This window comes from Bradyrhizobium mercantei (assembly GCF_001982635.1).
GTDB classification, from domain to species: Bacteria; Pseudomonadota; Alphaproteobacteria; order Rhizobiales; family Xanthobacteraceae; genus Bradyrhizobium; species Bradyrhizobium mercantei.
This window is the reverse complement of the sequence record NZ_MKFI01000003.1, coordinates 577,744-599,687: the sequence shown is the minus strand read 5'-3', so window position 1 is coordinate 599,687 and position 21,944 is coordinate 577,744. Positions and strand designations below refer to the sequence as shown.

Here is a 21,944-nt window from a genome sequence, read left to right as displayed (position 1 = left end):
TCAAGAAAGGTCGGACTTGTCCGGAACAACCGGGCGATCACGGCTGATTGATGGGGACCCTTCGACCTGCTGCGTCGTCTCCTGATCGAGCAAATCTGCCGCGAGAGTCATGATCTTAACCGCCCTGCGCCGGCTCGATACTTTCAAAATGCGCTTATCGCCGGCCTGCACGATATACTCGTTGCCGACCCGCACGATCGAATAGTCCGACATTCCAATCCCCAGTTGCCGCCGCCCCGTGGGAGACGTCCGACATACCGCGTTCGTTCCGCCCCGTAAAATCACGGAGGCCAGCTTAGTTTATTGGCTGTTAACCGGATCGCAGAGCAACGGCTACCGCAGGGATTGCCGCGCAGACCGCACAACTTCACAAACGCGCCTCAAAAGCGAAGCGTCATGCCGAGATGGCTGCGGGCGAATCCGAGCCGTTCATAGAAGCGCTGCGCATCGACGCGCGTCTGATGCGTCAAGAGCTCGACGAGCATGCAGCCTTTCGCACGCGCTTCGGCGACCGCCCATTGCACCAGCTTCTCGCCGATGCCGCGGCTGCGGCAGTGTTTTGCAACGCGGACGTCCTCGAGCAGTCCGCGAAAGCCGCCCTGCGAGCTGAGGCCAGGCAGCACCGCGAGTTGCAGGCAGCCGACCACGGCGCCCTCCCCGTCGATCGCGACGACGAGCTGCAGATTGGGATCGCGCTCGACCCGCGCGAAGGCCTCGTAATAAATTTGCGGCAGCGGATCCTCGATCCGTTCGCGCGCGCTGCCGAGCGGATCGTCCGCCAGCATGCCGACGATGGCGGCGACGTCCTCGCGGCGAGCCCTGCGGATCGTGATGGTCGAAGCTTCGGTCATGGCGGCATTCATGACAATTCAGCGGACCGGCGGCAGCGCGAGCACGTGCTCGGCATCGGCGATCCAGCGGCGGATCATGGGATAGCGTTCGAGCGCAAGGCCGCCATCCTCGGCGACACGCGTGTAGGCGAGCAGCGACACGTCGGCGAGCGAGAATTGATCTCCGACCAGGAATTGCGCACCGGCAAGATGCCGCTCCAGATGATCGAGCGCCACGTAGCCGCGCTTGATCAGGTTCGGATCGATCTCCGAAATCGCCTTGCCGAGATAGACGGCCTGAAAGCGACAGACGGCGACATAGGGTTCGTGGCTGTTCTGCTCCCAGAACATCCAGGCATCCATCTGCGCTGCACGATAGGCATCGCCGGGGATCAGATCGCTGCCGAGCGCGAGGTAGCGGATGATGGCGTTGGATTGCGCGAGCGTGCGGCCGTCATCCAGCTCCACCGTCGGCACCTGGCCCCAACCATTGAGCTTGAGGAATTCCGCGGTCCGGCTGCCGCCCTTCATGGTGTCGATCTCGACCCATGTGTAGGGCAGCGCCAGTCTGTCGCACACCCATTTCACCTTCAGGCAATTGCCCGAATTGGCGTCGCCGTAGATTTTCATGCGAAGTCGCTCCGCTTGCGGAGCAACATCCGATCAGCCGCCCATTGCGGTGTCAAGCGACGCGGCGCGCGTCAGAACTTGTAGCCGATCGCCGCGCGTACGCTGTTCTGCGTGACCGATGTGTTCTTGACCGGCGCGAACTTGACGTACTCCCACTCGCCGCGCACGAACACGCAGTTCCACAGCATGTATTCCAGGCCGAGACCAGCGGTCCAGCCGGCCACGTAATTGTCCGTCTTCGCATCCGTTGCGGTCTGGGAAAACTGCGGGAGCGCAAAGGTGGTCGAACTCCCGTCGGCAAAGTTGATCGTTCTGTTCACGGAGCTCGTGACCGTGCGCGCGACGTCCATTCGGCCGACCGCCAGACCGCCGAACATGTACGGCATGAAGTCACCGGTCGCCCAACCCGCGCGCCCGCGGAACGTCATCTCATCCTTGAGCTTCAGCGAAGCGCTTCCATTCAACGACACGCCGTCGGCAGCGGTGGCGCCGGCCGGCAGCACCAGGGTCGGCTGCGCGACCTGAATCGGTCCCAGGCTTCCGGAGGTCACTGTCGTAAGCCCGGACCAATAGGTATAGTTTGCTTCGACACCCACCACGACGTCGTCATACTGCCAGTTGCGTCCGACAAACGCTCCAAAGCCCGAGCTTTGCGCATTGACCCGGCCCAGCAAATTGAACTGGGACACCGGGTCTTGCAGCGTGGTGTTGCGGAAGATGGAATTGGTCAGAGACGAAACGCTGCCGCCAAAGTCGGTGTTGATCCAAGTTTGGCCGACCTGGCCGCCGACATACCAGCCGTCCCAGTTTCTGGTCGGCGCGCTGGAAGCCGGAAGACTGCCGCGAAGGAAGTCGGGCATGTCGGCAGCATGTGCGCCGGTCACCGCTCCGAACATCATCGCCGCCAGCAAGAACCTACGCATCGCAACGCTCCATCCCACTTACCGAATGCGCGTTGATCATCGCCTGTTAACCTTAACCAATCGTTGTCGTCGGCGGATTTCGACCACGTGAGCTGCAAGAGCTCGCGACGCCACGCCGCAAAGAAAAACGGCGCGGGATGATCCCGCGCCGTTTCAATCGTTAACCGTGGACCGGTCGAAATTAACCCTTATCAGCCCTTGCGGATCAGCGGGGGCGGCGGCGGCGGGGGCGGCACGTCGCAGCACGGAAGGGCGAAGCGGACGCCGAGCTTCACGTCCTGCGAGGTGATGTCGCGGTACTGGAAGCTCGACGGACCGGTCGGCGTGCCGTCGAAGAAGTGACCCTGGCCCTGGCCGGCGGTGCCCATGTCGAGGTAGCGATAGGCCAGTTCGACCGTGAAGTTGTTGGTGACCTTGTAGGCGACACCGGCATGCAGCGCCCAGGCGAAGTTGGTCTTGGTGGCGCCGTCGGCGATGAAGGAGCTGGTCAGGCCCGACCCGCTCGGGAATGTGGCGACGTCGGAGAACGCCGCGGTCTTGATCGTCGCGGCACCGACACCGGCGCCGATGAACGGGGTCAGGCAACCCCAGGTGCCGAGATCGGCGTAGACGTTGACGAGGCCGACCCAGCTCGAGATGCCGCCGTGATAGGTATCGCCCAGCGAGCTCGGCCCGGGGAACGTGAAGAAGTCGGTGCCGTTGAAGCTCACCTTCGAGCGATACTCACCGGTGATGTCGGCGCGGAACCAGCTGTTGAACTGATAGCCGACGCCGATGCCGTACAGCATGCCGCCGTCGAAACCGTGGCCATACTGGTTGAAGGCTGTGCCGGCCGGCAGCGTGTCGTAGGCGTTGACGTGCAGCTTGGCCTGCGTGTTGGTCATGCCGATATCGCCGCGCAGATACCAGCCGCCGAAATCCTGGACCGGCGGAGGAGCATACGCCATCGGGGGCGGCGGCATGATGGGCATGTCGGCGGCGAACGCCGCCGAGGACAACAGAGATGCCGCGCCGGCGGCAAGCAGGGTCTTTACGCTACGCATTGGCTTCGTCCTTTTGTGCCAAGTGAGGCGACACGAAAGCCCCACGTCTGAAACTCACGGGCGGACGATGCCAGCAAATGTTTAAGCGGCACTTAACCCTAATTTTTAAGGTTGATTTTCTCTGACGTTTTTCTGCGGCTGGCGCTTATGGGTCCATAGATGCGCGCATGCGGCCGCGAAAGATGGCGGTCTCGCCACAAGTGCTAATGAAGCTTTGACGGATGCGCGCTGTTTGCAGCGCACGCGGGCGGAGAGTGTTAGCGAATACTTAATGCGCGCGCCGCTGCCACCGCGGCCAGGCAGTTCAGCGAGCAGTCTTCGGCATCTTCGGCAGGAACACCGCGAGCAGGCCGATCGCCGGCAGGAAGGCGCACAGCTGATAGACGAAGGCGATCGAGGTGTGGTCGGCGAGCTTGCCGAGCACGGCGGCGCCAAGACCGCCGATGCCGAAGGCGACGCCGAAGAACACGCCGGAGATCATGCCGAAGCGATGCGGCATCAATTCCTGCGCGAACACGATGATCGCCGAGGTCGCCGACGAGATGATCAAGCCGATCACCACCGTCAGCACGGCGCTCGCCAACAGGCCGGCATAGGGCAGCGCCAGGGTGAACGGCAACGCGCCGAGGATCGAGAACCAGATCACGTATTTGCGGCCGAAGCGGTCGCCGAGCGGTCCGCCGATGAACGCGCCGGCGGCGTTGGCGGCAAGGAAGATGAAGAGATAGAGCTGCGCCGCCTGGGTCGAGACGCCGAACCGGTCGATCAGATAGAAGATGTAATAGCTCGACAGGCTCGAGACATAGAGCTGCTTGGAGAACAGCAGCGCGACCAGCACGACGAGCGCGGTCATCACGCGCCGCTGATCCGGATGGTCGGGATGCCGCTCGATGCTGACCGCCTTCTTGCCTGCGATCTGCGGCTTGTACCAGGCACCGATGCGCCAGAGGATCACGATGGCGAGGAACGCGATCGAGGAGAACCAGGCGATCGAGGGCTGGCCGAACGGCACCATCAGTGCGGCGAGCACCGGCCCCATCGAGGTGCCGAAACTGCCGCCGAGCTGGAACACCGATTGCGCGAAGCCGTAGCGTCCGCCGGACGCCAGCCGCGCGATGCGCGACGATTCCGGGTGGAACACCGCGGAGCCGAGGCCGACCAGCGACGCCGCGATCAGGATGATCCCGTAGGTATGCGCGACGCTGAGCAGCAGCAGGCCGAAGAAGGTGAAGCCCATGCCGATCGCAAGCGAGAACGGCTGCGCCTTCTTGTCGGTGAAATGCCCGACCAGCGGCTGCAGCAGCGAGGCCGTGAACTGGAACGCCAGCGTGATCATGCCGATCTGCGCGAAGTCGAGCGCGTAATTGTCCTTCAGGATCGGATAGACCGAGGCGATCAGCGACTGCATCGTGTCGTTGAGGAAGTGCGAGAAGCTGATGCCGGCGAGCACGACATAGGCCGGCCCCGCGACCGCCGCTTTGGCAGCCTGCGCAGCCGTCAGTTCCGGCACCAGCACCGGTTCGCCCAGTGCCTCTTCGCTCACGACAGGCTTGTTCAATGCAGCATTCCCGGACGGATTCGCAAAACTACCTCCGTGTCGTACGACGCGGAGGTAGGGCGGACCAGTTGCGTTAGCCGATGGCAGCGATGCGCTGTGTGGTTCTCACCGCTACTGTCCGCCTCCCCGTGATCCTGAGGAGCGCGCAGCGCGTCTCGAAGGATGAACGGCCCGGCTGTTGGCCGTGCATCCTTCGAGACGCGGCCAAGTGGCCGCTCCTCAGGATGACGGGGAAACGTTGGTCGGAGAGCTAGGCGATCAAGCAGCGGCGGCGTGGCCGAGTGCGCTGACGATGTTGTCGACGACCTCTTCCACCAGGATGCGATCGTCGCCCTCGCCCATCACGCGGATCACCGGCTCGGTGCCGGACGGACGGATCAAGAGGCGGCCATGGCCGTTGAGGCGCTTCTCGCCGTCGGTGATCGCGGACTTGACCTCGGCGTCGTCGAGCGGCTTGCCGCTGCGATAGCGCACGTTCTTCAGGATCTGCGGCAATGGATCAAAACGGCGGCAGATCTCCGACACCGGGCGGCGCAGCTTCTGCACCACGGCCAGCACCTGCAACGCCGCGACGAAGCCGTCGCCGGTCGTCGAATAGTCCGACATGATGATATGGCCCGACGGCTCGCCGCCGAGATTGTAGCCGCCGCTCAGCATCTGCTCGAGCACATAGCGGTCGCCGACCGGGGTGCGGACCATCGAAAGGCCCTGGCCCTGCAGGAAGCGCTCCAGCCCGAGATTGGACATCACGGTCGTGACGATGCCCGGCTTGGCGAGGCGTCCCTCTTCCTTCCAGCTCTGCGCGATCACCGCCAGCAACTGGTCACCGTCGACGATGTGGCCGCGCTCGTCGACCAGGATGACGCGATCGGCATCGCCGTCGAGCGCGATGCCGATGTCGGCGCGCATCTCGCGCACCTTCCGCGACAGCGCTTCCGGCGAGGTGGAGCCGCATTCCTTGTTGATGTTGAAGCCGTCGGGTTCGACCCCGATCGGCACCACGTCGGCGCCAAGCTCCCACAGCGCCTCCGGCACCACCTTGTAGGCGGCGCCGTTGGCGCAATCGACCACGACGCGCAGGCCGTCGAGCGAGAGGTCGCGCGGCAGCGTACGCTTGGCGAATTCGATGTAGCGGTCATGGACGCCGTCGATGCGGCGGGCGCGGCCGAGGCTCGCGCTCTGCGACAGCCGGCGGTCGAGCGATTCGTCGAGCAGCTGCTCGATCTGCTTCTCGACATCATCGGAGAGCTTGAAGCCCTGCGGCCCGAACAGCTTGATGCCGTTGTCTTCGAAAAGATTATGCGACGCCGAGATCATGACGCCGAGATCGGCGCGCATCGACTTGGTCAGCATCGCAACCGCGGGCGTCGGCATCGGGCCGAGCAGCAGCACGTCCATCCCGACCGAGGTGAAGCCCGCGACCATGGCGTATTCGATCATGTAGCCGGACAGCCGCGTGTCCTTGCCGATCACGACGCGATGGCGATGGTCGCCACGCTGGAACACCAACCCTGCAGCCTGCCCCACCTTGAGCGCGAGCTCCGGCGTGATCAAACCATTGGCGCGGCCCCGAATTCCATCGGTCCCGAAATATTTGCGGCTCATGTAACCCCCAACACGGACCTCTCGAACCACCCGGCGAGAGAGTCCCGAACGCCTGCCAGTCTAGCGTGCATCGGCCTTATAGACTGCCGAGCGCTAAGATGACTTCAAAAAATATGATGAATCATTACCGTCATCAAACCGCTTGGATCGAGATTAAGGCACTGAAAAATATAACATTATCACACTTATCGTAATCCCGGAAGCGAACGCTGTCCACTACCGCTTGCCGTTGCGCTTGACGTGCTGGTCGCCCTTGCTGGGGGCCGGCTGGGTGACATTGACGGGGTCGGAACCGGGAAACGTCTCCTCCAGCCCCTCTTCCAGCGCCTCGTCGAGCCGGCGCTTTTCGGCGCTGTCGTCTGCTTTCGGCTTGGAGCCTGATTGCGTCATCGTGCTCTCCCATTCGTCTTCGATTTGGCAGCCCCTTCAACCATGCTAGATGACGGCAAGAGCGAATACCCGCAAGGCTCGCTTGAATAGACTTGCGCCAAAGAAGAAGGGCCGGGAACGTCCATGAAGCACATTACCTGCATCGAAGATCTGCGCCAGCTGCACAAGCGCCGGGTGCCGAAGGCGTTTTTCGATTATGCGGACCGCGGCTCCTACACCGAGGACACGCTGCGCGCCAACTCCGAGGACCTGCAGCAGATCAAGTTCCGTCAGCGCATCCTGGTCGATGTGTCCAAGCGCACTTTGGCGACCACTATCCTTGGCGAGCCCTCGGCGATGCCGCTGATCCTGGCGCCGGTCGGCCTGCTCGGCATGCAGCATGGCGACGGCGAGATCCATGCCTGCCGCGCCGCCCAGGCCGCCGGCATCCCCTTCACCCAGAGCACGATGTCGATCTGCTCGATCGAGGACATCGCCGCCGCCGTCGACAAGCCGTTCTGGTTCCAGCTCTACGTCATGAAGGACCGCGGCTTCATCAAGTCGCTTATCGAGCGCGCGATCGCGGCAAAATGCTCGGCGCTGGTGTTGACCGTCGATCTGCAGGTGATCGGCCAGCGCCACCAGGACATCAAGAACGGCATGACGGTGCCGCCGGAATGGTCGCTGTCGAAGCTGATCGACTTCGCGACCAAGCCGGCCTGGGTGTCGGGCGTGCTGCAAGGCAAGCGCCGCACCTTCGGCAACATCGCCGGTCACGTCAAAGGCATGGACGACATCGTCAAGCTGTCGGAATGGACCGCGTCGCAGTTCGACACCACGCTGAACTGGAAGGACATCGACTGGATCCGCTCGATCTGGCCGGGCAAGCTGATCCTGAAAGGGATCCTGGACGTCGAGGACGCCGAGCTCGCCGCCAAGACCGGCGCGCAGGCGATCGTGGTCTCCAACCATGGCGGCCGCCAGCTCGACGGCGCCCCGTCCTCGATCGAGGTGCTGCCGGAGATCGTCGACGAGGTCGGCTCGCAGATGGAGATCATGTTCGATGGTGGCATCCGCACCGGGATGGACATCATGCGCGCGCTGGCGCTTGGCGCGAAGTCCTGCATGATCGGCCGCGCCTATGCCTACGGCCTCGGTGCCGGCGGCGAGGCCGGCGTCGCCAAGGCGCTCGACATCCTCGGCAAGGAGCTCACCACCACGATGGGGCTGTGCGGCGTCAACACCATCGCCGAGATCGACGACAAGGTGCTGGCGGTTTAGGGCGGCTGCAAGAAGCATCGTCGTCCCGGCGAAAGCCGGGACCCCTAACCACAGCCGTGCGAGATTTGAACACGGCTGTGGCCACAGCTCTTCTCAACATTTACCATCGGTGGTTATGGGTCCCTGCTCCCGTGCGCAATCGCGCACTAGGCAGGGACGACGTGTTGAGAGAGGCTGCCGCTTCGCCTCACATCGGCGGCGTAACGCCGTCGCGGCCGACATTGACGCGGTTGGCTTCCAGCGTGCCGTCGTCCTTCTTCACCGCGCCGAAGATGATGATCTTGGCGCCCGGCTGCAGCTCCGACTTGTCGCCGGAAACGAAGGTGACGACCGGGGTGCCCGGCGGCACCACGACCTTCTTCTCGCCGTCCTTGTATTTCACCGTGATGTTCTGACCGTCGGTGCCCTGCACCGTCTCGGCGACGGTGGCGTTGGTCATGGTCGAGTTGGCGCGCAGGTCCCAGGGACGAAAGCCCTCGGCGGCGCCGCGCTGGTTTTCCGGGAAGATGTGAACCGCGATCGCCTTTTGTGTTCCGTCGGGCTCGGGCATCGCGGTGACGCCGATATAGGAACCGGGCTTGATCTCCGACAAATCGGTCTTGGCGACGCCGAACACCGCGACGTTGTCGGTGGTCCGCACCTTCATGTCGGCGCCGTCGCGCGACTTGATCGACAGCATGGCGCCATCGACGGCCTCGATGGTGCCGCGAATGCGCACCACCGGCGGCTGTTGCGCAGATGCGGCCGAGGCAAAGGCAACGAGAAGTAATGCGGCGAAGAGCGGCGATTTCGGCATGGTGTTCCTCATGGGTTTGGCTGGCGATTCAGGGAACACCGGGGGATTGGTGGTATTCCGTGCAAGCCACAACTCATCGCTGGAATGGCGGCTCGCACGACAATTACGCACCAGTTGAGGGGCCGTTACTGCGGTCACGGACAGGTGATGTAGCACTCTCTTCCCTTCTCCCCTTGTGGGAGAAGGTGGCTCGCATCGACAGATGCGAGACGGATGAGGGGTCTCTGTCCGCGGAGACAAACCCCTCACCCCGCTTCGCTGTGCGAAGCGCCCCTCTCCCACACGCAAGTCGGGCTTGCCCGACTTGCGCAGCGTCTTGATGCGCAACCGGGGTGAACCCCGGTTGCGTGGGAGAGGGTGAGAGCAAGCGTTACATCGGCGGTGTCAGCCCGTCGCGGCCGACGCTGACGCGATCGGTCTCGAGCGAGCCGTCGGGCAATTTCTTCATGAAGGCGATGACCTTGGCGCCGGCTTTCAGGTCCGCCTTGTCGCCGGGAACATAGGTCACGACAGGCGTGTCGGGCGTGACCTGCACCTTCTTCTCCCCGTCCTTGTACTTGACCAGCAACGTATGACCGTCATTGCTGACCACGGATTGCGCGACCGTCGCATTTGTCATGCTGCTGTTCGGCTTCAGATCATACGGCCGCGAACCCTCGCCGGTGCCGCGCATGTTCTCGGGGAAGACATGCACCTCGACCGCCTTCGGCGTGCCGTCGGGGCCGGGCACCGTGGTCGTGCCGATGAAGGAACCGACCTTGATGTCAGCCAGGGCGATCTTGGTGAGACCAAGCACCACCATATTGCCGGCCATATGCAGCTTGACGTCTTCACTACTGCGCGACTTCACCGCGAGCGTATCGCCGTCGACGCTTTCGACGGTTCCGCGCACCCGCGTCGGCGTCGGCGGCTGCTGCGCAAGCGCGTAAAGCGTGGACGCCGTCACCATCGCAAGCGCAATGAACGGACGAATGAGATGGGAACGGTTGGCAGGCATCAGTGATCTCCGGGAAGGAACGCGGGGGGACTAACACGAGACCCCGTTCCGGAGACGCTATTCCAGCCCTCAAGTCTTTGTGAGATCGGCTTCAACGATCGCGCGCAATTCCGCCGTGACGTGCGGGCGCTGCCCGAACCACAATTCGAAACCGCGCACCGCCTGATGCAGCAGCATGCCGAGCCCATCGGCGGTTTTCAGATTGCGCGCCTGTGCTGCTGCAAGCAACGGCGTCAGCAGCGGCACATAGACAATATCTGAAACGACCGCGTCCTGCGGCAACAGCCCGACATCGATCTCCAACGGAGGCTGGCCGTGCTGGCCGAGCGACGTCGTGTTGACGAGCAGGCCGGCGCGCGGCAGCAGCTCACCGACCGTGTCCCAGGTCGCCGGATGGACGCGCCCGCCGTACAGGTCGGCAAGCGCCCGGGCCCGATCGATGGTGCGGTTGACCAGGTACACGCGCGCGATGCCGCGTTCGATCAGGCCGAACACCACTGCGCGCGACGCGCCGCCGGCGCCGAGCACCAGCGCGTCCTCGGTCTTGTCCCAGCCGGGCGCGCAGGCGTCGAGATTGTTGATGAAGCCTTCGACGTCGGTGTTGGTCGAGCGCAGCTCGCCGTCGGCGAACCACAGCGTATTGGCGGCGCCGACCGCACGAGCACGTTCATCCGGTGCCGAGAGCGCCAGCGCCTGCTCCTTGTGCGGGATGGTGACGTTGGCGCCGACGAAGCCGCGCAGCGACAGGCGGAACAGGAAATCCTTGAAATCCTCCGGCGGCACCGCCTCGATCACATAGCCGCCCTCGATGCCGAGCGTGCGCAGCCAGTAATGATGGATCAGCGGCGAGCGGGAATGCGCCGCCGGCCAGCCGATCAGGCACGCAGCGCGGGTTTTGGTTGCGGATGTCATGATGGTGACATCGGCCAATGCAGGCGTGCTGTCAATCCGTCCGCTTCGCGGTTACGGCAACCAGCGCGCTGAGGGCGAACGCGGTGCCTGCGGCAAACCAGATCGCGGCGAGGTTGATCCACCGGTAGGCAAGTGCCCCGGCGAGCGCGCCCGCGACCAGCGCCGCCCATAACAGCAAATTGGGCAGCCAGGCCCAGCCTGCGCCGCCGGTCAACGCAGCGGCGATCAGCTGGCCGGCCTTGACCAGCGCACCGGTGACATAGGTCAGGCCAAGCCCGCCCCCGCCCTCGAGCTGGAACACCGCGTTCTCGAGCCCCATCGCCAGTACGATGGCGGCGATGGCCGCGTTCGGCAGGCCATAGGCATAGGCCAATGCCGCGGCCGTCAGCAGCAGCGCCTCGACAAGCAGAATCAGCGGTTGGCGATGCACGAGCGGGCTCAGCACGATCAGGCTGCCGGCCGCCGCGCCCGCGACGAACAGCACGATCAGCGCGAGCGCCTCCAGGGCATGCTGCCAATGTCCCTCGGCCAGCGTCACCCCGAGCCGCGTCGAGTTGCCGCTCATGAAGGAGACGAACAGCCCGCCGAGATGCAGATAGCCGATGCCGTCGACATAGCCGGCCAGCGCGCTGAGCGCGCAGGCCAGCGCCAGGTTACGGCTGGATCCAAGCATGATGTCCTTGCGCCCCCATCAGGGACGCAAGCTAGCTGTAACAGGCCATCCTGCCAACGATCACGCCCGCGCGGGGCGTGATCGCGGGACCAACCTCACGCCGCGTCGCGATGCGCGGCGATGATCTGGTCGGCGGCGCGTCCCGTTACTTCGGCCATGCGGTCGAACTGCCGGGTGAAGGTGCCGGCGCCGGCGGTGGCCGACCGTAGTTCGACGATGAGATCGCCGATCTCGGATTCCGGCATCGTGGCGCGGACGCAGTCCCAGCCGCTCCAGCCCTCGCGGGTGTCGAAGCCGAGGATCTGGCCGCGCCGCGCCGACAGGATCGCATTGATCTTGGCGGTGGCATCGGTCGGGCAGACGATCTCGACCATGTGGATCGGCTCGAGCAGCACCGGCTGGCACTGCGGCAAGCCTTCACTGACCCCGATCCGCGCCGCGGTGCGGAACGCCAGATCGGACGAGTCGACACTGTGATAGGAGCCGTCGGTCAGCGTGACATCGACGTCGATCACGGGGAAGCCGAGCGGCCCCCGCGCCAGCGCGTCGACGACGCCCTCTTCCACCGCGCCGATATAGTTGCGCGGCACCGCGCCGCCGACCACCTTCTCGTGGAATTCGAAGCCGCTTCCGCGCGGCTTCGGCTTGATGTCGAGCACGACGTCACCGAACTGGCCGTGGCCGCCGGACTGCTTCTTGTGCCGGCCGCGCTGGGTGATGGCTTTGCGGATGGTCTCTTGGTAGCCGATCGCCGGCGGGTGCGATTTGACGTTGACGCCGTAGCGGTCCTTCAGCCGCTCCTGCGCGACGCGCAGATGCATCTCGCCCTGCCCCCACAGCACGGTGTCGTGGGTGCGCGGGTTCTGGATCATCGTCAGCGAGGGATCCTCCTCGTTCAGCCGCAGCAGCGCCTGGCCGAGCTTGACGTCGTCCTTGCGGTCGGTCGCGGCGATCGAGATCGACAGCACCGCGGCGGCGGGCTCGACCTTGGCCAGCGAGCCCGGCGCCGTCTTGCCGCTCGAGACCGTATCGCCGGTCTTGATCGCGTCGAGCTTGCCGAGCGCAACCGTGTCGCCGGCTTCCGCCGACGGCCGCTTGCTGTCATGCGTGCCGGAGACCGCGAGGATGCCGGAGACGCGCCCGCTCTCGCCGCTCGAAGCCTGCAGCGTCGCGCCGTCATCGAGATGGCCCATCAGCACGCGCGCCAGCGACAGCTTGCCGCCGTGCTGCAGATGCACGGTCTTGAACACATAGGCCAGCGCATCCTTCTGATCCTTGATGCCGAGCCGGCTGGCGGTCTCAATGACGCCGGGCGCCTCGTGGCGCAGCGCCTTCATCAGGCGAAGCACGCCGTTCTCGCGGCTCGCAGCTCCCAGCAGCACCGGGCAGATCTGCCCCTCGCGCAATTCGCGCGCGAGATCGTCGAACACGGCATCGCGCGGCGGCTGGATGTCCTCCAGCAATTGCTCCATCAACGCATCGTCGTGATCGGCGAGCTTCTCCAGCATCGAGAAGCGCGCTTCCTTCTCGCGGTCGAGGTTGCCGCCCTCGAGCGCCATCACTTCCGACGGCTTGTGCTCGCGATAGACAAAGGCGCGCTCCAGCGCGAGATCGACAAAGCCTTCGATCAGATCGCCGTTCCAGATCGGGATCTGGCGCAGCACCAGCGGCACGCGCGACGCCGGTTGCAGCGTCAGAAGCGTCTCGCGGACGCGCTTGTTGGCGCGGTCGATCTTGTTCAGGAACAGGAAACGGGGAATCCCGAGCTCTTCGAGCTCGCGCAGGATGATCTGCAGCTGCGGCAGCTTCTTCTCGTCAGCCTCGCAGACCACGACCGCGGCATCGACCGCCGGCAACGCGGCACGCATGTCGTGCGCGAATTCGATCGAGCCGGGACAATCGATGAAGGTGTAGCTGTCCCCCATAAAGGTGGTGGTGGCGGCGGTCAGGCCTACGCCCATCTTGTGTTGACGCGCCTCGGGGCTGGCATCGCCGACGGAGGTTCCGGCATCGACGCTGCCGCATGACTTGATGGCGCCTGTGCGCGCCAGGATTGCTTCCAGAAGTGTGGTTTTACCGCTTTGGAAAGGGCCCACCAGCGCGATGCACCGTGGACCTCGGGGACTTCTGACGTCTTGTCCCATTGCCGCCTCCTCGTGTTGGAGCTCGGCCCATGATTGGGTCGGCGACCGTTCATGCTCTGCCTGCGTTTGACATTTGGCAAGCGGGAAAACGTCGCTGCGGTGCGGCGTCGCGGAAGTTTGCACCGGCGGAGCGAAGCGCCGTCAATTTTCGGAAGATTGCGTCCGGTACGTCAGTTCCTGACGTCCGGTCTCGCTGTAATGTCGCGCCAGCGCTTCGCAAGGTCGAGCAGGCGCTGCACGGCCGGCGAAACATCCTCTTCACGCCACGCGATCGCGAGCGGAGCGCTCACCGCCGGCGCGGCAAGCCGGACAAACGCCACGCCGCGACCGGTCTGCGCGCGCGCCGCGGCCTCCGGGACGAGCGACACACCGACACCGGCGGCAATCAGGCCGATCGCAGTCTGCAGATGCAGAACTTCCTGCGCGAGCCGCGGCGTGAAGCCTGCGGCGTCGCAGGCGGCGACGATCAGGCCGGTGACCGTTGGCTCCGGCCGCGCCGGATACAGCACGAAGGCATCGTCGGACAATTCGGCGAGCGCAATCTCGTCCCTCTCGGCAAGCGGATGCGCGCGCGGCAGCGCCGCGACATAGGGCTCATCGAGAATCAGGCGCTGGGCAAGCCCCGCCTCCGGCAACAGCGCTGGGCGTGCGAAGCCGACATCGATCCGGCGCCGCCGCAGCGCCTCGGCGATCTCGGCCGCAAGCATCTCGTCGAGCACGAGCTCGACATCGGGGCAGGCGTAGCGATAGGCGCCGACGATATCGGGCAGGCCGGCGAACATCGCCGAGCCGACGAATCCGATCGCGAGCCTGCCGGCCTGGCCGCGACCGACGCGCCGCGTATCCGCAACCGCCTCCTCGAAACTTGCCAGCAGCGCACGGGCGCGGGCCAGAAACAGCTCGCCGGCCTCGGTGAGCCGGACCGGACGGCTATTCCGCTGCAACAGCGTCACGCCGAGCTCGTCCTCGAGCTGACGGATCTGCTGGCTCAGCGGCGGTTGCGCGATATGCAGCCGCTCGGCCGCGCGGGTGAAATTCAATTCCTCGCCGAGCGCCACAAAATATCTGAGGTGTCGCAATTCCATGCCGGCGGTATAGCACGGCGGCCGGCGCCGGCAGCCATACGCGATAGCTCTGCAACCGTATCGAACGAGTATTGGACCGGACGCGCCAACGCGGACAGCCTGCGGCAAACCACAGGAGCTCGCAATGACGGCGCTGGAACAGGCTTTCGCGGACGCAGCCGCGGCAGGCATCACGCAACGGAAGATCGATATCGGCGGCCTGCGCGTCAACGTCGCGCGCTTCGGCAAGGGCAAGCCGCTGCTGCTGTTGCATGGCTGGCCGGAGTTCTGGCTGGTGTGGCGTCCGCTGATGCTGCGTCTCGGCGACAGCTTCGAGCTGATCGCGCCCGACCTGCGCGGCTGCGGCGACACCGGCAAACCCGTGCCGGGGCCCGACGCGTCCGCCACCGCGGAGCGCCACGCGCTCGATATGTTCGCCGTCATGGACGCACTCGGCCATGACCGCTTCGGCGTGATCGGCGGCGATCTCGGTGCCTATGTCATGCAGGCGATGTCGCATCATGGACCGCAGCGGCTGACCGGCACGCTCTATCTCTGTACGCCCTATCCGGGCCTCGGCCAGCGCTACGGCGGGCCCGGTCACCTGATCGAGGTCTGGTATCAATACTTCCAGCAGCTGCCATGGGCCGCGCAACTGGTCGGCAGCTCGCGCGAGTCATGCCGGCTCTACTTCCGCCATTTCCTCGACCACTGGTCGGGCGACGATCCCGCCGTGTTCGGCGATCTGCTGGAAGCCTATGTCGATAACTTTATGAAGCCGGGCAACATCCAGGGCGGCTTCGACTGGTATCTCTCGTCCGCGCCCAATCGCCGGCTCTGGCTCGAAGGCAGACTGCCGGCGCAGCCGCGCATCGAAATCCCCTCGCGCTTTCTCTGGGGCCGCCGCGATCCGCTGATCGCGCCCGAATGGTCGGACAAATTGGGCGACTACTGGAGTGACCCTTCGATCAGCTTCGTCGACACCGGGCACTATGTTCACGCCGAGGCGCCCGGGATCGTCGCCGAGGAAGCCCGCGGCTTCTTCGGCAGTTTGGCGAACGCTGCTGGCGTGCGTTAGCGCCCCGGACGGAGCTCCAGGCTCTCGAGCCCGGCGGCGATGTTGACGCCGACCTGGCCCTGCACGCTGAGCGGCTGCAGCGCGATGGTGTTGTCGGAGCCACCGACCAGCACATTGCCGCCGACGCCGACGCCGAGCGTCGCGCTGCCCTGCGCACCGGCGTAGTTGCCGGAGAGCGCACCCGGCCCGAGCCGCTCCACTGGTGCGTAGACGCCCCAGGCCAGCGCCGATTCCTGGGTGATGCCGAGATCAAGGCCGACCTTCTGGATGGTCGCGATGTAGCGATCCTCAGGCAGGCCGTTGGCGCGCAGCACGCAACCGAGATGGGTCACGGAACCGACGATGAAACCGACACTCGCGCCACCGCGGCATTCCAGGACACCGACCTGCACGCGCTGGCTCGGCTGTTGGGCGTTGACGCCAACGATTGCGGTCAGCGTGGCGATGGCAGCACCGGCGAGGAGAGTGAAGCGACGCATGGTGGGGAGTCTCCGGCTGAGAGGCATTGACGCGAGCAGAGAACAGAACGGCGCCGTGTCTGCGGCGCCGTTCGTATCCTATGCCATAACAGCCGATGGTCAGCCAGAATTTGCGGTGCCCGGCCACCGATTGTTGGGAGCTGTTGCGGCGCTGCTATGGCACGCGACAAGTCCCGTCACGCAACGGACATTCAACAACACTGAGCAAAAAAAGAGGCCCGCTTTCGCGGGCCTCCTAGATCGAACATCCACCAACTTAGTGGTGGTGATGATGACGGTGGTGACGATGGTGACGACGCGGACCACCGGCGGCGACCGGCTCGAGATCGATCCCGGCGATGCCGGCCGCAACGTTGAGGCCGGTCTGGCCCTGCACGCTGACCGGCTGCAGCGCATAGGCGTTGTTCGGGCCACCGAACAGGAAGTTACCGCCGGCACCGAGGCCGACCGAGGCGTTGACGCCGACGCCGCCGTAGCTGCCGGCAAGCGCTCCGCGCGGGAGCTGCGTGGTCGGCGCGCTCACGGCCCAGGCGAGCTGGGTCGTCGCGGTGACGCCGAGGTCGACGCCGATACGCTTCACGGTCGCAACATAGGGCTCCGGACGGCGGCCGCCGCTCTGGAACACGCACTCGAGGCGGGCAACAGAGCCGACGACGAAGCCGACATTCTCGCCGCCCTGGCATTGCAGAACCCCGGCCTGAACCTGCTGAGGTGCCGCGTTGGCGGTGGCGAACGGCGCCAGCAACGCAAGCGCTGCAAGGGTGAGAGTCGAAAGTCGCATTATCTGTCTCCGCAAGGTGAACTGAACTGGAATTTGTGCGCCGGACACAAAGGAAGGCTCGTGTCCAAAACAAGGCAGCTCGCAAAGAGGCCGTAAAAACTTCCCGCGTGTGGCATTGATGTTCGCACACACACACGTGAGGTGAGCGGCTTGTGATTTGACTCTGCGATTTTACCGGCCCGCGCGAGGTGAATACACAAACAGAAACGCTCCCGCACATGGTGCGAGAGCGTTGCCTGGTACGAAGTCTTCGGTTCGAAGTTTTCTAGTTCGAAACTGAACTACCTCAGATTACCGCAGAAGCGCTGGATGCGCTTGCAGGCATCCTCGAGATCCGAAGTCTTGGTGGCGTAGGAGATGCGGAATGCGGGGCCGAGGCCGAACGCCGATCCCTGCACCACCGCGACGCCTTCGCTCTCGAGCAGCTCGGTAACGAACGCTTCGTCGTTGTCGATCACCTTGCCGGTCGGCGCCGTCTTGCCGATCGTGCCGGCGCAGGACGGGTAGACGTAGAACGCGCCTTCGGGCCGCGGGCACTCGATGCCGCTCGCCTGGTTAAGCATCGACACCACGAGGTCGCGACGCTCCTTGAACACCTTGTTGTTCGCGGCGATGAAGTCCTGCGGACCGTTGAGCGCCTCGACCGACGCCCATTGCGCGATCGACGACGGGTTCGAGGTCGACTGCGACTGGATCGTCGCCATCGCCTTGATCAGATGCGCCGGGCCGCCGGCATAGCCGATGCGCCAGCCGGTCATGCAGTAGGCCTTCGACACGCCGTTCACGGTCAGCGTGCGATCGTAGAGGCTCGGCTCGACCTGCGCCGCCGTGGTGAAGACGAAGTCGTCATAGACGAGGTGCTCGTACATGTCGTCCGTCATCACCCAGACATGCGGATGCTTGACCAGCACGTCGGTCAGCGCCTTGAGCTCGCTCCTGGTGTAGGCCGAGCCCGTCGGGTTCGACGGCGAGCACAGGATCACCCACTTGGTCTTCGGCGTGATCGCCTTCTCGAGATCTTCCGGGCGCAGCTTGAAGCCGGTCGAGGCCGGACACACCACCGGCACCGACTCGCCGCCGGCGAGCGCCACCATCTCGGGATAGCTGACCCAGTACGGCGCCGGGATGATGACCTCGTCGCCCGGATTGATGGTCGCCATCAGCGCGTTGTAGAGCACCTGCTTGCCGCCGGTGCCGACGATGATCTGGTTCGGCTTGTAGGTCAGGCCGTTCTCGCGCGAGAACTTGTTGATGATGGCTTCCTTGAGCTCCGGAATGCCGCCGACATCGGTGTACTTGGTCTTGCCGGCCTCGATCGCGTGGATCGCAGCCAGCTTGATGTTGGCGGGCGTGTCGAAGTCCGGCTCGCCGGCGCCGAGGCCGATGACGTTGCGGCCCGCGGCTTTCAGCGCGCGTGCTTTGTCCGTGACCGCGATCGTCGCGGACGGCTTCACACGGTCGAGCGCAGCGGACAGGAAGGCCATTATCATCTCCTGGCAAACGTCGTGAGCGGTTGCGCCACGACTTGATTTGAATGGGATCGAGGCACCCTAGGCCTGTCGCCGCTGCATCGCAAGAAGCTTGGCGGTCAAGCACGAAAACTTTCGCGCATGGCGCGCGGTATGCGCAATTTTCCGCAAGTTCCGGAGCCAAATCGCTCATATCCGGCAAGCGCGGCGGCGGCCGCTTTGGCCTAGCGGGCAAGGCCTGCGCCGCATGCGTCAGCGCGGATTGCTCCGAGGACAATCTGCGGCTTGGCCCTTGCCCGACAGCATTGACGGGCGGGCCATCCGGCACGGCCGCCATCGGCCGCAACGCGTTAAGATTTGTGGCTTGCGGCACGGCCCGCCACGGCATTGATGTCGGCATCGATCTTGGCATCGACCTTGGCATCGACCGGCACCGTGCACAGCGTCGCAGAGGCGTGATCCGAGTTGTTCTGCCGTGTTGATGGAATCGTTCTGCACGCGTGCAGTGCGGTAGATGTTTCGACTTTTTCCACACTCCAGGGCTTGCGACGCCCCCCTGTCGGCATCATTGTTTAGCGGCGTTGCGGTGTGACAGGCCGCGCAATTTCGAGCGTACCGTCTCAGACCAAGTGAACCCGACGCACCGAGTGAACCCCGACGCAATGTACAAGCTTTATTCGATGCAGCGCTCCGGCAACAGCTACAAGGTCCGGCTGGCGCTTGCGGTGCTGAACACGCCGTACGAGGCGATCGAGATCGACATCCTGAGCGGCGAGAGCCGCACCCCGGAATTCCTGGCCAAGAATCCGAGCGGCCAGGTGCCGTTGCTCGAGGTCGCCGACGGCCGCTATCTCGCCGAGTCCAACGCCATCCTCTGGTACGTTGCGATCGGCACGCCGCTGGCGCCGGAGTCGCGGATCGAGCGCGCCGAGGCGCTGCAATGGATGTTCTTCGAGCAGCATGCGCTGGAGCCGAATATCGGCGCTGCCTATTTCTGGCTGTCGCTGGTCAAGGGCGGGCGCGACCTGCAGACCCACGCGCTGGAGGACTGGATGGAGCGCGGCTACGCGGCGTTGCAGGTGATGGAAAATCACCTCAAGGAGCACGCCTATTTCGCCGCCGGGCAGCTCACCGTCGCCGACATCGCCCTCTACGGCTACACCCACGTCGCCGACCGCTGCGACTTCGACCTGGCGACCTTCCCGTCGATCCGGGCCTGGTTGAAGCGGGTCGAGCAGGCGCCCGGATTCGTCTCGATGGATTGGCAGCCGGGTCCCGAGGCCGAGCCAGAGGCCCGCCTGGTGGCAGGCCTCTGACCATCAGGGTCTGAATATCGGGAATAACGGGGAAACTGCCTAAATAACGGGCAAAACTGCCATTGGTGCCGTATTTTGGCCGTTTTCGGCGTGCTCCGCCGCCGCAATCTTGCCTGTGACGATGGGCAGATTTGCTCGGATGTCGCGAGTGATTCGCTCGCGGCCTGAGGGATTTAGACCATGAGACGGTGGTCCGGCACGGCAGGCTTCCATGGCCGCCCTGCCCCAGTGGCATCATCCCGGCTGACGAACGCGATCGCCGCGTCGCTCGCGCTTGGCGCGCTGACGCTGTGCCTGGTCGTCGCCGTGACGGTGCTGTCGAGCGGTATCAGCGTGGCAACGCCGATCCCGGCGTAATCAAGCAATTCCAGTTTGGCACCTTATCCGCGGCAAGGCGCGGGAGAGACAGCGGCGCGACATGATGAAGACCCCCGTCGGACTGGTGACCGTGACGCTGTCGGCGGCGATCCTGCTGGCCGCATCGCTGTTGATCGTGACCGGCACGCAGGGCGAAGACCGCGCCCACCCCGCGCATGTCACGACGCCGGCCGCCAAGCCGGCTCCGCACCATTAAGGCGCTTCGCGCGCCTTAACTCCATTTGTGGAAGATGAAGAACGCGCCGGCGGCGATGAAGGCGAATCCGAGCGCATGATTCCAGCCCAGCGGCTCCTTCAGATACAGCACCGAGAAGCCGGCGAACACGACCAGCGTGATCACCTCCTGCATGGTCTTGAGCTGCGCTGCGTTATAGACCTCGCTGCCCCAGCGATTGGCCGGCACCGCCAGCCAGTATTCGAAGAAGGCGATGCCCCAACTCACCATGATGACGAGGGGGAGCGAATGATCCTTGAACTTGAGATGGCCGTACCAGGCGAAGGTCATGAAGACGTTCGAGGCAAACAGCATCAGGATAGGCAGAAGCGAAGGCGAAATGGCGGGCATCGATGTCCTCGTGAAAGCAAAGCACGCGGTAACCCGCAGGCACGAAACCGGGTTCCATTCCGGTCTGCATAGCATTTGATTTGAAAGCAGCGAAAGCTCGTCCGGCCCGGGCAAGGCCGGCTTAACGGTCGGGACGGAAATCCCGGCGCCGTTGCGGGCCTGTCGTCAAACTACCGCTTTATCGTTTGTTCGACAGACAGCGAGAACGGGCATGCGGTTCGACTGGCGTGCAATTTCAGGTCCGGCCTTGACGGCGATCACGGCGCTTGCCGCCTTCGTGATCGATCGCCTCATCGTCGCCGTCCCCAATCCCGCGCCGCTGTTCGTCTGCATCGTGGCGCTTGCGAGCTCGATCAGCGGCATCACCTCCGGGCTGATCTCCGCCGCGATCGCGGTAGCCGCCTCGGCGCTGTTCTTCCTCGATCATCGCGCGCTACCCGGTTATGACGCAGCCGACGTCGCGCGGATGCTGATGCTGGCGGCGACCACGGCCGGCACCGCCCTGATCACCGGAATGCTGCGGCAGAAATGGATCGACGCCTTTGCCGCGGACCAGCAGCATCACGCCACCGCGGAGCGGCTCGCCGCCGCACTCGACCAGGTCGACATCGGCATCGTGCTGCTCGACGCCGACACCCGCGCCGAATTCATCAACCGCGCCTTCCGCGACTATTTCGCGCTGTCCGACGCGCAGGCCGACAGCAAGCCGCCCTTCGTCGCGCTGATGTATCATGGCCGCGACACCGGCGCCTATGAACTGCCGGAAGACGAACTCAGCGCGTTCGTCACCAAGCGCATCGAGATGATGCGATCCGGCGATTCCACGCCGATCAACCTCAACCTCGCCGACGGCCAGGTGCTGCGCTTCAGCTGCACGGCGCTGCCCGACGGCGGCCGCATGCTGAGCTACACGCCGGTGACTGACCTCGTGCGCCACACCGACGATCCCGCGAAGGCCGACGAATACCGGGCGCAGCGCGCCGGGCGCGGAGGCCATCTGGCGCGGCTGCTGCGCGCCGCCGAGTGAGGCGCGACCTCGTTCGCAATTGATCC

Annotated in this window: 25 protein-coding genes; 6 read left to right on the top strand and 19 right to left on the bottom strand. The window is 64.8% G+C overall.

The genetic code is table 11. The features are described from left to right. The 8 genes from BI327_RS16410 to BI327_RS42750 all read right to left on the bottom strand — a co-directional run bounded on the left by BI327_RS16410 (position 1) and on the right by BI327_RS42750 (position 6,979). Positions 1 to 213, bottom strand: a complete 213-nt coding sequence (locus BI327_RS16410) for a hypothetical protein (protein ID WP_076861622.1) — start codon at positions 211 to 213, stop codon at positions 1 to 3. Positions 214 to 380: 167 nt separating this feature from the next. Then, on the bottom strand, positions 381 to 851 hold the full coding sequence (locus BI327_RS16405; RefSeq protein ID WP_076862177.1) for a GNAT family N-acetyltransferase: 471 nt from the start codon (positions 849 to 851) through the stop codon (positions 381 to 383). Positions 852 to 869: 18 nt separating this feature from the next. Further along, positions 870 to 1,460 carry a glutathione S-transferase family protein gene (locus BI327_RS16400; RefSeq protein ID WP_076861621.1) on the bottom strand — a complete coding sequence of 197 codons (591 nt, stop codon included), beginning with the start codon at positions 1,458 to 1,460 and terminating at the stop codon, positions 870 to 872. A 71-nt stretch (positions 1,461 to 1,531) separates the two neighbouring features. Further along, positions 1,532 to 2,371: an outer membrane protein gene (locus BI327_RS16395; protein WP_245334834.1), complete on the bottom strand. Its 840-nt coding sequence runs from the start codon at positions 2,369 to 2,371 to the stop codon at positions 1,532 to 1,534. 203 nt (positions 2,372 to 2,574) lie between these two features. Further along, positions 2,575 to 3,426, bottom strand: coding sequence for an outer membrane protein (locus tag BI327_RS16390; protein WP_076861618.1), 852 nt, complete (start codon positions 3,424 to 3,426; stop codon positions 2,575 to 2,577). Between the two features lie 304 nt (positions 3,427 to 3,730). Next, on the bottom strand, positions 3,731 to 4,984 hold the full coding sequence (locus BI327_RS16385) for an MFS transporter (RefSeq protein ID WP_076861616.1): 1,254 nt from the start codon (positions 4,982 to 4,984) through the stop codon (positions 3,731 to 3,733). A gap of 258 nt (positions 4,985 to 5,242) precedes the next feature. After that, positions 5,243 to 6,589 (bottom strand): phosphoglucosamine mutase, encoded by a 1,347-nt coding sequence (gene glmM, locus BI327_RS16380; protein ID WP_076861615.1) that lies wholly within the window; start codon positions 6,587 to 6,589, stop codon positions 5,243 to 5,245. 216 nt (positions 6,590 to 6,805) lie between these two features. Further along, positions 6,806 to 6,979, bottom strand: coding sequence for a hypothetical protein (locus BI327_RS42750; protein WP_167386883.1), 174 nt, complete (start codon positions 6,977 to 6,979; stop codon positions 6,806 to 6,808). A 123-nt stretch (positions 6,980 to 7,102) separates the two neighbouring features. Between BI327_RS42750 and BI327_RS16375 the strand changes: the two genes are divergently transcribed. Then, positions 7,103 to 8,239, top strand: a complete 1,137-nt coding sequence (locus tag BI327_RS16375) for an alpha-hydroxy acid oxidase (RefSeq protein WP_076861608.1) — start codon at positions 7,103 to 7,105, stop codon at positions 8,237 to 8,239. Between the two features lie 187 nt (positions 8,240 to 8,426). Here the strand turns inward: BI327_RS16375 and BI327_RS16370 are convergent, their stop codons facing one another. From BI327_RS16370 to BI327_RS16345, 6 genes are all read right to left on the bottom strand, one after another. After that, positions 8,427 to 9,035, bottom strand: coding sequence for a hypothetical protein (locus BI327_RS16370; RefSeq protein ID WP_076862176.1), 609 nt, complete (start codon positions 9,033 to 9,035; stop codon positions 8,427 to 8,429). Positions 9,036 to 9,405: 370 nt separating this feature from the next. Further along, a complete protein-coding gene (locus BI327_RS16365) occupies positions 9,406 to 9,984 on the bottom strand; it encodes a hypothetical protein (RefSeq protein WP_167386891.1) in 579 nt (192 codons plus the stop codon). 117 nt (positions 9,985 to 10,101) lie between these two features. Beyond that, positions 10,102 to 10,944, bottom strand: a complete 843-nt coding sequence (locus BI327_RS16360; RefSeq protein ID WP_076862175.1) for a shikimate dehydrogenase — start codon at positions 10,942 to 10,944, stop codon at positions 10,102 to 10,104. 31 nt (positions 10,945 to 10,975) lie between these two features. After that, complete coding sequence (locus BI327_RS16355; RefSeq protein WP_076861605.1) at positions 10,976 to 11,617, bottom strand: YoaK family protein; 642 nt, start codon at positions 11,615 to 11,617, stop codon at positions 10,976 to 10,978. Positions 11,618 to 11,712: 95 nt separating this feature from the next. Continuing rightward, positions 11,713 to 13,761, bottom strand: a complete 2,049-nt coding sequence (locus BI327_RS16350) for an elongation factor G (protein ID WP_076861603.1) — start codon at positions 13,759 to 13,761, stop codon at positions 11,713 to 11,715. A 170-nt stretch (positions 13,762 to 13,931) separates the two neighbouring features. Further along, positions 13,932 to 14,846, bottom strand: coding sequence for a LysR substrate-binding domain-containing protein (locus tag BI327_RS16345; RefSeq protein WP_076861601.1), 915 nt, complete (start codon positions 14,844 to 14,846; stop codon positions 13,932 to 13,934). A gap of 124 nt (positions 14,847 to 14,970) precedes the next feature. Between BI327_RS16345 and BI327_RS16340 the strand changes: the two genes are divergently transcribed. Beyond that, positions 14,971 to 15,903, top strand: a complete 933-nt coding sequence (locus BI327_RS16340; protein ID WP_076861599.1) for an alpha/beta fold hydrolase — start codon at positions 14,971 to 14,973, stop codon at positions 15,901 to 15,903. On the opposite strand, the gene BI327_RS16335 is transcribed toward BI327_RS16340, so the two are convergent. From BI327_RS16335 to BI327_RS41695, 4 genes are all read right to left on the bottom strand, one after another. Next, the gene (locus BI327_RS16335; protein WP_076861598.1) at positions 15,900 to 16,382 is read right to left on the bottom strand and encodes a DUF992 domain-containing protein; all 483 of its coding nucleotides are present in this window, start codon (positions 16,380 to 16,382) and stop codon (positions 15,900 to 15,902) included. The genes BI327_RS16340 and BI327_RS16335 overlap by 4 nt on opposite strands. A gap of 256 nt (positions 16,383 to 16,638) precedes the next feature. Then, positions 16,639 to 17,163, bottom strand: coding sequence for a DUF992 domain-containing protein (locus BI327_RS16330; protein ID WP_076861596.1), 525 nt, complete (start codon positions 17,161 to 17,163; stop codon positions 16,639 to 16,641). A 281-nt stretch (positions 17,164 to 17,444) separates the two neighbouring features. Next, positions 17,445 to 18,647, bottom strand: coding sequence for a pyridoxal phosphate-dependent aminotransferase (locus tag BI327_RS16325; protein ID WP_076861593.1), 1,203 nt, complete (start codon positions 18,645 to 18,647; stop codon positions 17,445 to 17,447). A 335-nt stretch (positions 18,648 to 18,982) separates the two neighbouring features. Next, positions 18,983 to 19,165, bottom strand: coding sequence for a hypothetical protein (locus BI327_RS41695; protein ID WP_143271615.1), 183 nt, complete (start codon positions 19,163 to 19,165; stop codon positions 18,983 to 18,985). A gap of 129 nt (positions 19,166 to 19,294) precedes the next feature. Between BI327_RS41695 and BI327_RS16320 the strand changes: the two genes are divergently transcribed. The 3 genes from BI327_RS16320 (at position 19,295) to BI327_RS42740 (ending at position 20,522) form a co-directional block, all read left to right on the top strand. Next, complete coding sequence (locus BI327_RS16320; RefSeq protein WP_076861591.1) at positions 19,295 to 19,948, top strand: glutathione S-transferase family protein; 654 nt, start codon at positions 19,295 to 19,297, stop codon at positions 19,946 to 19,948. A gap of 180 nt (positions 19,949 to 20,128) precedes the next feature. Further along, positions 20,129 to 20,305, top strand: a complete 177-nt coding sequence (locus BI327_RS42745; RefSeq protein WP_167386882.1) for a hypothetical protein — start codon at positions 20,129 to 20,131, stop codon at positions 20,303 to 20,305. Between the two features lie 61 nt (positions 20,306 to 20,366). Continuing rightward, a complete protein-coding gene (locus BI327_RS42740) occupies positions 20,367 to 20,522 on the top strand; it encodes a hypothetical protein (RefSeq protein ID WP_167386881.1) in 156 nt (51 codons plus the stop codon). A 15-nt stretch (positions 20,523 to 20,537) separates the two neighbouring features. Here BI327_RS42740 and BI327_RS16315 read toward each other — a convergent pair whose 3' ends face one another. Further along, a complete protein-coding gene (locus BI327_RS16315) occupies positions 20,538 to 20,891 on the bottom strand; it encodes a DMT family protein (RefSeq protein WP_076861590.1) in 354 nt (117 codons plus the stop codon). Positions 20,892 to 21,102: 211 nt separating this feature from the next. Between BI327_RS16315 and BI327_RS16310 the strand changes: the two genes are divergently transcribed. Then, positions 21,103 to 21,918, top strand: coding sequence for a PAS-domain containing protein (locus BI327_RS16310; protein ID WP_076861587.1), 816 nt, complete (start codon positions 21,103 to 21,105; stop codon positions 21,916 to 21,918). The last annotated feature ends 26 nt before the right edge of the window (positions 21,919 to 21,944 follow it).